The 13,782-nt window shown below is 64.1% G+C and carries 13 protein-coding genes; 11 read left to right on the top strand and 2 right to left on the bottom strand.

Features of this window, described 5'->3' with window-relative positions; genetic code table 11:
- The 10 genes from T281_RS05235 to mtnA all read left to right on the top strand — a co-directional run.
- A partial coding sequence (locus T281_RS05235) for a cobaltochelatase subunit CobN (protein WP_037235269.1) occupies window positions 1–886 on the top strand: 886 nt, incomplete at its 5' end.
- Between the two features lie 89 nt (window positions 887–975).
- Window positions 976–1,818: a ferredoxin:protochlorophyllide reductase (ATP-dependent) iron-sulfur ATP-binding protein gene (gene bchL, locus T281_RS05230; RefSeq protein WP_245258054.1), complete on the top strand. Its 843-nt coding sequence runs from the start codon at window positions 976–978 to the stop codon at window positions 1,816–1,818.
- On the top strand, window positions 1,818–2,516 hold the full coding sequence (bchM, locus tag T281_RS05225; RefSeq protein ID WP_037235266.1) for a magnesium protoporphyrin IX methyltransferase: 699 nt from the start codon (window positions 1,818–1,820) through the stop codon (window positions 2,514–2,516). Before bchL ends, bchM begins: the two co-directional genes overlap by 1 nt.
- A gap of 251 nt (window positions 2,517–2,767) precedes the next feature.
- On the top strand, window positions 2,768–4,168 hold the full coding sequence (locus T281_RS05220) for a BCD family MFS transporter (RefSeq protein ID WP_037235301.1): 1,401 nt from the start codon (window positions 2,768–2,770) through the stop codon (window positions 4,166–4,168).
- A gap of 22 nt (window positions 4,169–4,190) precedes the next feature.
- Window positions 4,191–4,958, top strand: a complete 768-nt coding sequence (gene puhA / locus T281_RS05215) for a photosynthetic reaction center subunit H (RefSeq protein WP_037235264.1) — start codon at window positions 4,191–4,193, stop codon at window positions 4,956–4,958.
- Window positions 4,955–5,641 (top strand): photosynthetic complex putative assembly protein PuhB, encoded by a 687-nt coding sequence (gene puhB, locus T281_RS05210; RefSeq protein ID WP_052037074.1) that lies wholly within the window; start codon window positions 4,955–4,957, stop codon window positions 5,639–5,641. Before puhA ends, puhB begins: the two co-directional genes overlap by 4 nt.
- A gap of 21 nt (window positions 5,642–5,662) precedes the next feature.
- The gene (gene puhC / locus T281_RS17455; RefSeq protein WP_052037073.1) at window positions 5,663–6,112 is read left to right on the top strand and encodes a photosynthetic complex assembly protein PuhC; all 450 of its coding nucleotides are present in this window, start codon (window positions 5,663–5,665) and stop codon (window positions 6,110–6,112) included.
- Window positions 6,113–6,679: 567 nt separating this feature from the next.
- The gene (gene puhE / locus T281_RS05200) at window positions 6,680–7,540 is read left to right on the top strand and encodes a putative photosynthetic complex assembly protein PuhE (RefSeq protein WP_037235261.1); all 861 of its coding nucleotides are present in this window, start codon (window positions 6,680–6,682) and stop codon (window positions 7,538–7,540) included.
- Between the two features lie 215 nt (window positions 7,541–7,755).
- Entirely contained in the window at window positions 7,756–7,938 is a 183-nt protein-coding gene (locus T281_RS05195) for a DUF1192 domain-containing protein (protein ID WP_013418666.1), read from the top strand.
- Window positions 7,939–8,086: 148 nt separating this feature from the next.
- The gene (mtnA, locus tag T281_RS05190) at window positions 8,087–9,184 is read left to right on the top strand and encodes an S-methyl-5-thioribose-1-phosphate isomerase (RefSeq protein ID WP_037235257.1); all 1,098 of its coding nucleotides are present in this window, start codon (window positions 8,087–8,089) and stop codon (window positions 9,182–9,184) included.
- 183 nt (window positions 9,185–9,367) lie between these two features.
- Here mtnA and T281_RS05185 read toward each other — a convergent pair whose 3' ends face one another.
- Window positions 9,368–9,991, bottom strand: a complete 624-nt coding sequence (locus tag T281_RS05185) for a DUF1013 domain-containing protein (protein ID WP_013418664.1) — start codon at window positions 9,989–9,991, stop codon at window positions 9,368–9,370.
- Window positions 9,992–10,319: 328 nt separating this feature from the next.
- Between T281_RS05185 and T281_RS05180 the strand changes: the two genes are divergently transcribed.
- Window positions 10,320–11,276 carry an arginase family protein gene (locus T281_RS05180; RefSeq protein WP_037235254.1) on the top strand — a complete coding sequence of 319 codons (957 nt, stop codon included), beginning with the start codon at window positions 10,320–10,322 and terminating at the stop codon, window positions 11,274–11,276.
- Here T281_RS05180 and hypF read toward each other — a convergent pair.
- Window positions 11,254–13,782: a carbamoyltransferase HypF gene (gene hypF / locus T281_RS05175; RefSeq protein WP_037235251.1), complete on the bottom strand. Its 2,529-nt coding sequence runs from the start codon at window positions 13,780–13,782 to the stop codon at window positions 11,254–11,256. The two genes, T281_RS05180 and hypF, sit on opposite strands and share 23 nt — an antisense overlap.

Genomic DNA, 13,782 nt, shown 5'->3' with positions numbered 1-13,782 from the left:
CCGCGACCTGCTTCCGCTTCAGATGAAGCTGCTGGCGGAGGCGTCCTACGAGGCCGCCATCGCGGACGAACCGCTCGACAAGAACTTCATCCGCAAACACGCGCTGGCCTATCAGGCCTCGCAGAAATGCGACATGGAAACAGCCGCGCTGCGTGTCTTTTCGAACGGCGATGGCGCGTATGGGGCGAACGTGAACCTGCTCGTCGATTCGGGCGCTTGGCAGGACGAGGACGAACTCGCCGAAACCTACAGCCGCCGCAAATCCTTCGCCTATGGGCGGCAGGGCAAGCCGATGGCGCAACCCGCGCTGCTGAAGACGATGCTCGCCGACGTCGATCTCGCCTATCAGAACCTCGATTCGGTCGATCTCGGCGTGACCACCATCGACCAGTATTTCGATACGCTGGGCGGCATCACGCGCTCGGTCAGACGCGCGAAGGGCGGCAAGGATCTGCCGGTCTATATCGCCGACCAGACGCGCGGCGAGGGCAAGGTTCGCACACTGTCCGAGCAGGTTTCGCTGGAAACGCGCACGCGCGCTCTCAACCCGAAGTGGTACGAGGGCATGCTGGAGCACGGCTATGAAGGCGTGCGGCAGATCGAAGCGACTGTCACCAACACGATGGGCTGGTCGGCAACGACAGGGCAGGTCGATCCGTGGGTCTATCAGCGCCTCACGCAGACCTATGTGCTCGACGAGACAATGCGCAAGCGGCTCGCGGCCTTGAACCCGACGGCCACCGCGCGCATGGTGAACCGCCTGAATGAAGCTTACGAACGCAACTACTGGAAGCCGGACGACGAGACCCTCGATGCTCTTCGCAAGGCGTCTGAAGAACTCGAAGACCAGATCGAAGGGGTTGGTATGGTAGAGGAAGCCGCATGAGCATGTACACGCGCATACCGGCGCAGCCGATCCCGCAATATCGCGCCAAAGGCGCCGCAGGCCAGGACGAAGGCGACGGCGACGGCAGCATGCAGGTGCATCTCGATCCGAACATGAAGATCGGGAACGCCAAGGTTTTCGCGGTCTATGGCAAGGGCGGCATCGGCAAGAGCACGACGTCGTCGAACCTTTCGGTGGCGTTCTCGAAGCTCGGCAAGCGCGTGCTCCAGATCGGCTGCGATCCGAAGCACGACAGCACGTTTACGCTCACGAAGTGCATGATTCCGACCGTGATCGACGTGCTCGAAACGGTGAACTTCCACACCGAGGAACTGCGCCCCGAGGACTACATGTTCGAGGGCTATAATGGCGTCATGTGCGTCGAGGCGGGCGGCCCCCCGGCGGGCACGGGCTGCGGCGGCTATGTCGTCGGCCAGACGGTGAAGCTCATGAAGGAGCATCACCTGCTGGACGAGACCGATGTCGTGGTGTTCGACGTGCTGGGCGACGTGGTGTGCGGCGGCTTCGCGGCTCCGCTGCAATATGCCGAGCGCGCGCTGATCGTGACGGCGAACGACTTCGATTCGATCTTCGCGATGAACCGCATCGTCGCGGCCATTCAGGCGAAGTCGAAGAACTACCGCGTGCGCCTCGGCGGCGTGATCGCGAACCGCAGCCGCGCGACGGACGAGATCGACCGCTTCAATGCCGCCATCGGTCTGAAGCGCATGGCGCATGTCCCGGACCTCGATTGCATCCGCGTCTCGCGCCTGAAGAAGAAGACGCTGTTCGAAATGGACCCGTCCGAAGACGTGGAGCGCGCGCAGGCCGAGTATCTGCAGCTTGCGAAGGCCATGTGGGACGGCTCCGAGCCGCTTGAGGCCAAGCCGATGAAAGACCGCGATATTTTCGAATTCCTGGGATTCAACTGATGACGACGCAGTCCTACCTTGATCGCCGCCACGACCTTAAAACCTATTTCGACAGGACGGCGGCGGATGCGTGGGCGAAGCTGACGACGGATGCCCCCGTCAGCGGGGTGCGCGCGACGGTTCGCGCGGGCCGCGACCGCATGCGCGCGACGCTCATGAGCTGGCTTCCCGACGACCTCACCGGCGCGCGCCTTCTCGATGCGGGTTGCGGCACGGGGCTTCTCTCGGTGGAAGCGGCGCGGCGCGGCGCGCATGTCGTGGCGGTGGACCTGTCCCCGACGCTCGTCGGCATCGCTCAGGAGCGCATGCCGGAAGATGTCGCCGACCGCATCGAGTTTTACTCCGGCGATATGCTGGATGCTTCGCGCGGCCGCTACGACTTCTGCGTCGCGATGGACTCGCTCATCCATTACAAGGCAGACGACCTTGTGAGCGCGCTTTCGGGTCTCGCGGCACTGGCCGACCAGAAGGTGCTCTTTACCTTCGCCCCGAGGACGCTTGCGCTCTCGGTCATGCACAGCGCGGGCAAACTTTTCCCCCGCTCGGATCGGTCGCCAGCCATCGAACCTATTGCGGAAGCCAAACTTTCAGGGATGATCGCGAAGGATAGCCGCCTCGCGGGCTTTACGCAGGGGCGCTCGGAGCGAATCGTGAACGGGTTCTACACCTCGAATGCGATGGAGTTGTCTGCCTCGTGACGGATGTCGGCGGTCATAGGAACGTGGAAAAGCCCGGAACTACGCAAGAAACGCCGGAAGATCCCTGCGCCCTGCGCGATCCGGCCGCTTCTTTCACGCCGCACCCCGCCGAGGCTCCTCCGCATCGCGGGGGAGACGAAATCGCGAGCGCTGGAACGAAGGATTCGGCCGCGAATCAATCGCAAGCTGCTGTCGCGTCCGAAGCCAAGCGGGGCACATCGGCCTCGCACCCCAGCGGGGCGTACCTCTTCCTGAAGGGCCTTGGACCGAAATTCCTGCCCTTCGCGGACGCGGCCACTCCGCAACTGCCGCTGCACCGGCTTCTGCGCCTTTCGCTGTTTCAGGTGACGGTCGGCATGGCGCTGGTGCTGGTCAACGGCACGCTGAACCGCATCATGATTCTCGACCTCGGCGTGCCGGCGTGGCTCGTCGCGCTCATGATCGCGATCCCGCTGGTTTTCGCGCCGTTCCGCGCACTCCTCGGGTTCAAGTCCGACACGCACCGATCGCTGCTCGGCTGGAAGCGCGTGCCCTACATCTGGTTCGGCACGTTGCTGCAATTCGGCGGGCTCGCCATCATGCCCTTCGCGCTGATTCTGCTGTCGGGCGACACGCAAGGACCGCCGATTCTCGGACAATTCGCCGCGGCGCTTGCGTTCCTGCTCGTCGGCGCGGGCATGCATACGACACAGACAGCCGGGCTTGCGCTCGCTATGGATCTCTCGCCACCTGAAAAGCGGCCGCGAGTCGTCGCCTTCCTCTATGTGATGCTGCTGATCGGCATGAGCGTCAGCGCACTGATTCTGGGCGACCTCCTCACGAATTTCAGTCAGCTGCGGCTCATCGAGGTGATTCAGGGCACAGCGCTCACGACCATGGTGCTGAATATTGTCGCACTGTGGAAGCAGGAGCCGCGCAGGCCGCGCCGCCTCGTCGATGACGAGCCGAAGCCCGATTTCGGCGAAGCGTGGCGCACGTTCATGGCAACCGGCAACTGGAAGCGCATTTTCGTTGCGCTGGGCCTCGGTACGGTCGGCTTCAGCATGCAGGACATCCTGATCGAGCCTTATGGCGGTCAGGTTCTCGGGATGACGGTCGCGCAAACCACGGCTTTGACAGCGTTTTTCGCACTGGGCGCCCTCGTTTCGCTCGCCATTGCCGCGCGCCGACTCGACGCTGGCGCCAATCCGCACCGGCTCGCCGCGCAAGGTGTATTGGTCGGCCTTCTGGCACTCACGGCTTTCGTTTTTTCCGCCCCCGTCGGCGAGCCACTCCTGTTCGAAGTGGGTGTCGTTGCGCTCGGTTTCGGCAGCGGCTTTTTTGCCGCAGGCACGCTTACCGCCGCGATGGAGCTTGCAAAAGCCTCTCAGGCGGGGTTAGCGCTTGGTGCGTGGGGTGCGGTCGGTGCCTCTGCGACAGGAGGCGGAATTGCACTCGGCGGCGCGATCCGCGACGTTAGCGCGACCCTTGCGGCGAACGGTAGCCTCGGTGAGGCGCTAATGCGCACAGACACAAGTTACCTCATTGTCTATCATATCGAAATTGCCCTGTTGTTCGCGACGCTCGTGGCTATCGGCCCCCTGGTGCGAACAGCGGGTAATGCATCAAGGCAAAAGCCGCCGCAATTCGGCCTAGCTGATTATCCGGGTTGAAGAAAAAACTTTGGAGGTATTAATGCCAACCGGCGCACTGACATCACATCTCGACGTCGCCCAGGTGACGTTGTACGCGTTCTGGATCTTCTTCGCGCTCCTGATCCTTTACCTGCGCCGCGAAGACCGGCGCGAGGGTTATCCCCTCATCAACGAATCGACGGGCAAGCCGCAGAACGACGGCTATCTCACGATCCCGGACAAAAAGATCTTCCGTCTTTTCCACGGCGGCACGACGACCTCTCCTCAGCCCTACCGTTCCGAGCGTGAGATCAAGGCCAAGCCTGCCACCAATCATCCCGGCTCGCCGCTCATTCCGACCGGCAACCCGATGATCGACGGCGTCGGCCCGGCTGCTTGGGTGCAGCGTCAGGACGTTCCGGATCTGACCTATGACGGTCTTACCCGTATCGCTCCCCTCCGCGTAGCCACAGACCACGCCATCGACGAGCACGATCGCGACCCGCGCGGCTTCACGGTTTATGGCGCCGATGGCGTCAAGGCCGGCAAGATCCGCGATGCGTGGCTCGACCGTTCGGAAGTCATCATCCGCTACCTCGAAGTGACGACGCCGAAGGGCCGCAACGTTCTCGTGCCCTTCACCCTGTCCAAGATCGACCAGGGCAAGGGCAAGGTCGTGCTCGAATCGATCCTCGGCGCCCAGATCGAAGACGCGCCGAAGCTGGCCAACCCGGATCGCATCACGCGACTCGAAGAAGACAAGGTCTGCGCGTATTTCGCAGGCGGCATCCTGTATGCCACCCCGGCCCGCCAGGAGCCCCTTTTATGAGTGAATACGACTACGAGCCGGTACGGGGACTCCCGTACCGGCTTCCCGAGGATGAAAAAATCCTTTGGCAGGGGTCGCCTAAATGGCGGTCCCTGGCCGTTCATCTCTGCCACGTGCGCACGATAACGCTCTACTTCGCGGTTCTGATCGCGTGGCGGCTTCTGGTTCCCGTTCTCGACGGAAAGCCGGTTTCGGACGCGTTCGAACTCGCCGCCTTTCTCGCGCTTCTTAACGGAATTGTCGTCGCGATGGCGGTCATCTGGTCGCTCCTTCTCGCCAAGACGACGATCTACACGATCACGACTCGGCGTGTGGTGTTGCGTTACGGCATCGCCTTCACGAAGGCCGTTAATGTTCCGCTCCGCCTCGTCAAGAATGTCGCCATGAGCAGGCACGCCAACGGCTGCGCGGATATTGCTTTCGAAACGAGCGGCAAAGATCGCATCGCCTATCTCATCTTGTGGCCTCATACGCGGCCATGGCGTGTCTCGCCGACGCAGCCGATGTTGCGCTCCGTCCCGGAAGCGGAAAAGGTAGCCGAGATTCTCAAACTGGCTCTTGCGCCATTTGCCGACCAGAGCTTAGATGAGAATGAAAATAAAGAGACGCTTGCCGCGACCGATCAGCAGCGTGCGGAAAAAAAAGAGTCTGACATCGGTCAGCCTGCTGCCGAGGCAGCGTAAACGAATTGGAAACGCACCGGCATGTTCAAGGGTGTGAACAAAGCGCTGCTTCTGGGAAGCGCGGCAGTGGCCGCTCTTCTCGTCATTGTAATAGGCACAAGCGTCGTCGATAGACATGGCGGGGGCGTTGCGGATGCGTCGCGCCGCCCGGTTGTTTCGCGCGCGGTCGTATTTCGGGACACTCCTTCGGGAGGTATTGCCGCCTTCGATCAGGGGGCAACCGAGCCTTTCCAGATCCTGGAGCGCGAGAAGAACACCTTCATGGCGACGTCTTTGCGCCTTCTCGGCCAGGTGCGTCAGACACGTTCCAAGGCCGGCCCCGAAACGCCCTTTGTCGTCACCCAGTGGAGCGATGGCAAGCTGACACTGACCGATCCGTCAACGGGTGAAACACTGGAACTTGCCGCTTACGGGCAGAGGAACGCCGATACCTTTGCGCAGCTTCTCCCGCAGGCGAGCGTGCCTCGATGATGCTGGTTCACGAAGTGGGCGGCCGTCGAGCAGGAATGAATGGCGGTCCGAAACTGAGCCGCACCGCCGAAAAGACGACGATTTGGTGCGGCGGTTGTCGGTTGCTTGGCATCATCGCGGAAATGGGCTGGTCGCGATGGCCTTCAGAGGCCAATACAGCGTCCTGCGATAAGTCGGGCGCGGCGCGACGCTTTAAGTTTCATTTGTCGATCGGCTTTTCCGCGTCAAAACGAGTTCGGTTTAACGCAGGCCAAGCCAATGCGTGGCTGCGTGGAAGCGATCGGCACGCCACTACCTTGCATCCGACGCGGGTGAAGCCCAAGTGCCACGGCCCCGGGAGCCTGAACTTTATCGATGTCAAGGACTGTGGGCGTCTATCTGGTTTTCTAGAAAGTGCGTCAGGTACGTCGAGGTGCGTGCCGCTGGAGGAAGTTTCGCGTTCACCAGGGCAACTTGCGTTTTCCGTGAACGCGGCCGCGTGCTCCGGGCGATCATCCTCGCCGTTCGTGGCGCTTCGCGCGCCGCAGTCGGCGAGGCCGCGAACAGCGTGCTAGCGAGGGCAGCGCAGTGATACATTACGGGCTTCCGACCCTCTACGTTCTCTTCGTCTGGTGGTTCAGCACCGGGGCTGTCCTGTATCTCAACAACCTGCCGAAGCGTACCTATAAATGGAGCGTGCTCGGTGGGACGCTCGTGATGCTGGGCTCGCTCTACGGCCTTTACGCCGCGAGCCAGAGCCAGACGGTGCTCGCTGCCTATGTCAGCTTTACCTGCGGTCTGCTTGCGTGGGCGTGGACGCAACTGACGTTCTACACCGGCGTAATTACCGGGCCGCGCAAGACCGCCTGTCCGCCAGGCTGCTCCGGCCCGCGTCATCTCTGGCACGCAGCCGAAACCTGCCTCTATCATGAGGCAAGCGCGGCGCTTCTCGGCGTCGCCGTGTGCTTCGCGACGCTCAACGGCACGAACCACATCGGCTCCTGGACCTACACCGTGATCTGGCTCATGCATGCGAGCGCGAAGGTGAACGCTGTCCTCGGCGTCCGCAACCTCAACGACCACTTCTTTCCCGAGCACCTGCGTTATCTCAGCTCGTTCCTGCGCAAGAAGCCGATGAACCTGCTTTTCCCGGTTTCGATCACCGTTTCGACGGCCTTCGCGGCTGCTCTCGTTCATAAGGCGGTCGAGATGCAGCACTCGCCCTTCGAGGCGCTCGCGCTCACCTTTTCGATCGTGATCCTCACGCTCGGCATTATCGAGCACTGGTTTCTGGTGCTCCCCATTCCGGCCGAGGCGCTCTGGAACTGGAGCGTGCGAGCGAAAAAAGTAATCGTAAAGCCTGAGCCGGTGAGACTTCCAGAAATCGTCGATATGACCAAGAGCGCACCCGCGCGACTCCGCGTCGTTGCAAGCCGTGGCGACATCTAATCAGCCTGTGTTAATCGGACCGATTGCAGAAAGCTGATCGACAGCAGAAACTTACGGCGTAAGCTGCGTCTTTTGCGGCACAGCGCTGTAACACGATCGCAACGTCAGTTATCACGGTGCAAGCTGCAAATGCCGGGCGAGAAGACACCAGGCCTTGCGGGGCGACCGCAAACCCTTATGATGAGCGGACAAGAAACGCCGCCTGAAGCACCGCGATGGATATTGACGATCTCGAACCCCGCAAACAGATTTCGAAGCCGAAAGACCTTGCCGTTTACTCGGTGGACGAACTTCGCGTCTACATCGCGACGCTGAAAGCGGAAATTGCGCGGGCGGAAGAGACCATCGCGAAAAAGTCCGCGCATCTCGACGCGGCGAGCGCTTTCTTCAAGAAGTAACGCGAACCGGGCGTCGGCGAACTTCGGTGCGCGCCACATCTGCCGCAACGGCCACGCGTCGGCAGGGGTTGCGTTCGACGCGCAAAAAGGCGATTTCGTTATTCGCAAGACGCAAGCAAGCACCCGCCCTTCGGCGCAGGAGTGAGACATGAAAATCGGCGGCACCCATTATCGCACGATCTGGCCGGAAAGCGACGGCGCGGTCGGCATTATCGACCAGACGCGACTCCCGCATGCCTTCGAGACGCTGAAGCTCTCGACGCTTGAGGACGCGGCCCACGCGATCCGCGTCATGCAGGTGCGTGGCGCGCCGCTGATCGGCGTGACGGCGGCTTACGGCCTCGCGCTGGCGCTCCGCGCGGATGCGTCGGACGCCGGCCTCGAAAGCGCCGCGAAGACGCTCGCCGCCACGCGTCCGACGGCGGTGAACCTCGCCTGGGCGCTGAACGAGATGCTGACATTCCTGCGCCCCATCGCACCCGCCGAGCGCGCCGCTGCCGCTTTCGCCAAGGCCGCCCAGCTCGCCGACGAGGATGTCGAAACCTGCCGCCGCATCGGCGCGCACGGCAAGGCGATCATCGAGGACATCGCGAAGAAGAAGGACGGCCCGGTGAACGTGCTGACCCACTGCAACGCCGGCTGGATTGCTTGCGTCGACTGGGGCACCGCGCTGTCGCCGATCTATCAGGCGCATGACGCGGGCATCCCCGTGCATGTCTGGGTGGACGAGACGCGCCCGCGCAATCAGGGTGCGGCGCTGACGGCGTTCGAGCTTGGCGCGCACGGCGTGCCGCATACCGTCATCGCGGATAATGCGGGCGGTCATCTCATGCAACATGGGGACGTGGACCTTTGCATCGTCGGCTGCGACCGCCTTACTGCGGCGGGCGACGCGGCCAACAAGATCGGCACCTATCTCAAGGCGCTGGCGGCGAAGGATAACGGCGTGCCGTTCTATTTCGCGCTGCCGTTGTCGACGATCGACTGGACGCTGTTCGATGGTGTGCGCGATATCCCGATCGAGGAGCGCGACGCGCGCGAGCTAACCCATATGACCGGCCGCACGGATGGTGGGGACATCGTGACGGTGCAGGTGACGGCCCCGGGAAGCGCGGGCGCGAACCCTGCGTTCGACGTGACGCCCGCGCGGCTCATCACGGGCATCATCACCGAGCGTGGCGTCTCGCCTGCCTCGCGCGAGGGGCTCGCCGCGACGTACCCGGAATACGCGCGCTCAGCGGCGTAGCAGCTCTCGCGACTTACAACTTGCATGAAAACGGCCGGGTAACCGGCCGTTTGATTTTCCGAATGAGTTGACTACGGATGCTGCGAAAAGGTCGACAAACCAGCCTTCGCCCATCCGTACGGCGCCGCGTGAGAATGCGTCGCTTATGAAGTTATGCTGAGGCACCCAATTGGGTGGGCGATGCTACTTCCATTCCTCGATGTCGAGATAAGGCTGCTCGGACGGCGGCGCGATGGTGACGCCCGCGGTTTCCAGCGCGGCTTCCGGCTGCTCTTCCTCGACGCGCTTCGCGGCCTTCTTCACTTCATTATCAAGGTCGATCTGCGAGCAAAGGCCGAGCGCGACCGGATCTTGCGGCTGGAGACTGGCGGAATTCCAGTGCGTGCGCTCGCGGATGCTCTCGATGGTCGATTTCGTCGTGCCGACAAGGCGCATGATCTGCGTGTCGCGCAACTCGGGATGATGGCGCAGAAGCCAGAGGATCGCATTCGGGCGGTCGTGACGGCGCGAAACAGGCGTGTATTTCGGCGCGCGCTTCGTCTTGATCTCCGGGATGTGCACCTTGGAGCGCGCCAGCTTGAGCCGATAGGATGAATCTTTCTGGCCGCGGGCGATTTCTTCGCGGGTGAGTTGGCCCGCGCCAATCGGATCCGCGCCACGAATGCCGGCCGCGACGTCGCCGTCTGCGATCCCCTTCACTTCGAGCACGTGCAATCCGCAAAAATCGGCGATCTGGTCGAATGTCAGCGAGGTGTTCTCGACGAGCCAGACGGCCGTCGCCTTCGGCATCAGGGGTATGTCGCTCATAAATTTCCTCCGGTCCTGGAAGCGCGAGCCCTCTCCGCTTCCTGGGCATTCAATTTCCGATTGTGTGGGGGAACCCGCAATCGAAGGGTTAGCGCATAATATAGTCGCTGGTGTGTCTTTGTGCAAACTCTGGATTGTCCGGGGCTGGCGGCTCGGAGCCGAGACTTTCGGCGCGAAGGTGCGTCTGGGTGGGGCTGGGGAAACTGCGAAATGCTTGCAAGCGTCGCCGACGCGGTTAAGGGTCGAGGCTCGCGAGCCAGCGAAAAGGGGCGGGGTCAGCAACGGGGCGGCCGGGAAGTGGCGTCGTTGCCGGAAGACGGGGAGCGAAATGCGGTTGGAAGTCATTCATCTCGACGACGCCTTTGCGGGCCAGCGCACCTTCCTCGACGCGTGCGCCGGGCGCAGGGCAGTCTCGGTGGATGCCAAGGCGAACGGCCCCCGCGTGCGGCTTTGGGGCTACGACGCCGACCTCGCGCGGCTGGAGGCGAAGCTTGGCGCCAGCGCTGGCGGGGCCGATGGCGGCCCGGTCCTCGCCTTCCTCGGGTCGGGCGATTTTCATCACGTCAGCGCTATGCTGATCGCGCGAGCGGCGGCGGCTGCGTCGCGGCCCTTCACCGTCGTGCATTTCGACAACCACCCCGACTGGGTGCGCTGTTCGAGCGGCATGCATTGCGGCTCATGGGTGAACAGCGCACTTGCTACGCCCAACGTCGCCAAGGTCATCACCGTTGGCGTGTGCAGCAAGGATCTCCAGCATCCGGAATGGAAGGGAGGCAACCTCGCGGCGCTGAAGGAGGGGCGGCTTGAGCTGTTTCCGTTCGCTCAGGCGCCGTCGAAGGTGAGCGGCGACTATGGCGCGGGCGCGAGCCATCGGCAGGAGGGCGGCCACATCCGCTGGACCTGCATCGAAGACATTGGACTCGCGGCATTCGGTGAGCTTCTCCTGTCACGGATCGAAACGGCGGATGTCTACATCACGCTCGACAAGGACGCGCTCGCGCCCGCCGACGCGGTCACGAATTGGGATCAGGGCAAGCTCTCGCTCGACGATGTGCTCGGGCTCGTAGGCCGCCTCGCGGAGCGCCATATCATCGTCGGCGCGGACGTGGTCGGCGATTACAGCGCGCCGATTTATGCGGGCGGCGTGTGGCCCTACGTTCGGAAATGGGGCGAGAGCATCGTCGATCATCCACGCGTGGCGATGGCGGCGTCGGCCGTCGCGGCGACGAACGAGGCCACGAATTTGCGCCTGCTCGACGCCTTCACCGTGGCGATGCGGGGATAGCGCGTGCGGCCGTGATAACGGCCTGCCCGAGAGAGATCGCGCCGTCGCCCGCCGGGAACAGGGCAGGGGCGAGCACCTCGAAATCGCCAGCGAGCCGTTCGATGACGCCTTCGAGCAGCAGCCGGTTGTGGAACACGCCGCCGCACAGCACGACGCGCGCCAAGCCTTCGCGCCGGGCGAGCGAGCGCGCAGTGTCCGCCACCGTGTCGGCGAGGAAGACGTGGAAGCGCGCTGCGATGATCGCGGGCGGCGCATCTCGGGCGAGGTCATCGAGAACGGCCTGCCAGAGTTCACCCCAGCCGAGGCGGATAGGGCCGTCGTCCTCGCCCATGCCCCGCGAAGGAAGCTTCCGGGCAGCGATGGGCCAGTGGCCGAAATCCTGGCCGCAGACCGAGGCCGCCAAAGCCTCAAGCTCCACCGCCGCTTGCCCCTCATAGGTCGCTTCGTCGAAACAGATCCCGAGCGCGGCGGCGACGGCGTCGAACAGACGTCCTGCCGACGAGGCTGGCGGCGCGTTCACGCCTCGCGCCATCATTTGCAGCGCGGGCGCGACAGGCTTCGCGGTTAAGCGGCGCAGGATCGGGATATCGCCGAAGTTGGCGGTCGCCTCGTCCCATCCAAACGCGACGTGGAGATGCGCGAGCAGGTTCCGCCACGGTTCGCGCATGGCTTTTGCGCCGCCGATCAGCGGCACGGGCGCGAAGCTTGCGACACGGCGGCAGGCGCGATAGTCCGCGACGAGGAATTCGCCGCCCCACAGCGGGCGATGCGTTCGTTGGAACGCGTCGCTCCGCTCTCCCTTGTTATCGATCGACTTGCCCGCGCTCAAATGCGGCGATTCGAGCGCGGGTTGATCTGACACGGCGTCTCCCATGCCGAGGCCGTCGAGCGCGATGCCCAGCACCGGCGGCGCGTCGAGCGGCACGCCATGTTCCGCCATCACCGCCGCGACATGGGCATGATGATGCAGCACGCGTGCAACGGGCAAACCGCGCTCCGCAGCCAGCGCCTCACCCAGCCGCGTCGCATGGTAGTCGGGGTGCGCGTCCACCGCCACGACGTCCGGCGTGAAGCGGAACAGGCGCTCGAAAAGCGCGAGGTTTGCGCGGTAATCGGCATGCGTTGCGGCGTCTTCGAGGTCGCCGATATGCTGCGAAACGATGGCGCGACCGCTGCTCGCGAGGCAGAAGGTGGATTTCAGCTCCGCGCCCATAGCGAGCACGGCGGGCGCGCCTTGGAAAAGCGGCAGCGAAAGCGGCGCGGGCGCAAGCCCTCGCGCGCGGCGGATTGTGCGGACGCGGCCCGCCGCGAGCCGCACCACGCTGTCGTCGAGGCGGTTGACGATGTCCCGGGCGTGCATGAGGAAGGCGTCGGCCATAGCAATTTCAGGAAAAGCGGAAGCCGGTTTTCCGTCCGGAATTGCGGGGCGATCCATGCCAGACAGTCGCTCGCGCGCCTCGTCGTTCGCGGTGCATTGCGGCTCGTCGCTGACATTGCCCGAGGTGAGCACGATGGGGCCGGGCAGCCCCTCCATCAGCAAATGATGCAGCGGCGTGTAAGGCAGCATGAAGCCGAGCGTCGTCTGGCCCGGCGCGATGCCGGAGGCGAGCGGCGGCGCGTCGGCACGGCGCGAGAGCAGCACGATTGGCGCGGTGGAGCTTTCGAGCGCGGCGCTCTCCGGCGGCGCGATGTGGGCGTATCGCTCTACCATGGCAATATCGCGCGCCATCAGCGCGAGCGGCTTGCCGCTGCGGCGCTTTTCGGCGCGCAACCGCGCCACCGCATCCTCATTCGCGGCATCGCAGGCGAGATGAAACCCGCCGATCCCCTTGATCGCGACGATCGCACCATCGCGGATGAGCCGCGCGGTGGCATCGATCTCGTCGCGCGCGCCTCGAAGCGGAAGCGTCGCGCCGTCCGCGCCTTCGAGCCACAGCCTCGGCCCGCAAACGGGGCATGCGTTCGGCTGCGCGTGGAAGCGTCGGTCGGCGGGGTTGTCATATTCCGCGCGGCAGGCGGGGCACATCTCGAACGCGGCCATGCTCGTCGTCGCGCGGTCATACGGAATCGCGCGCACGATGGAGAGGCGCGGTCCGCAATGCGTGCAGTTGGTGAAGGCGTAGCGGTAGCGGCGGTTTTCGGAGTCGCGGATGTCGGCAAGGCAGGCGGGGCAGGTGGCGGCGTCGGGGACAATGCCGGTCGTGACATCGCCCGCGCCGCTCTCGACGATGCGGAAGGTGTTCGGCGCGGGGCCGTTCAGCGGCGCGGTCTCGATGCGCTCGATGCGGGCGAGGGGCGGCGCGCGGTCGGCGAGCGCGGCAAGCAGCGCGTCGAGCGTCGCGCGCGGGCCAAAGGCGCGGATCAGAACGCCCTCGGCGTCGTTCAACACATCGCCCGTGAGCCCAAGCTCGCGCGCGATCCGCCACACATGCGGACGGAAGCCCACGCCCTGCACGAGGCCGCGCACCCGGACCGAAATGCCCTTGATGTCGTCCGCGTCGGCCAT

Source organism: Rhodomicrobium udaipurense JA643, assembly GCF_000636015.1.
Taxonomy (GTDB): domain Bacteria; phylum Pseudomonadota; class Alphaproteobacteria; order Rhizobiales; family Rhodomicrobiaceae; genus Rhodomicrobium; species Rhodomicrobium udaipurense.
The sequence above is the reverse complement of the archived record's forward strand: the minus strand, read 5'-3'. Positions and strand labels throughout refer to the sequence as shown.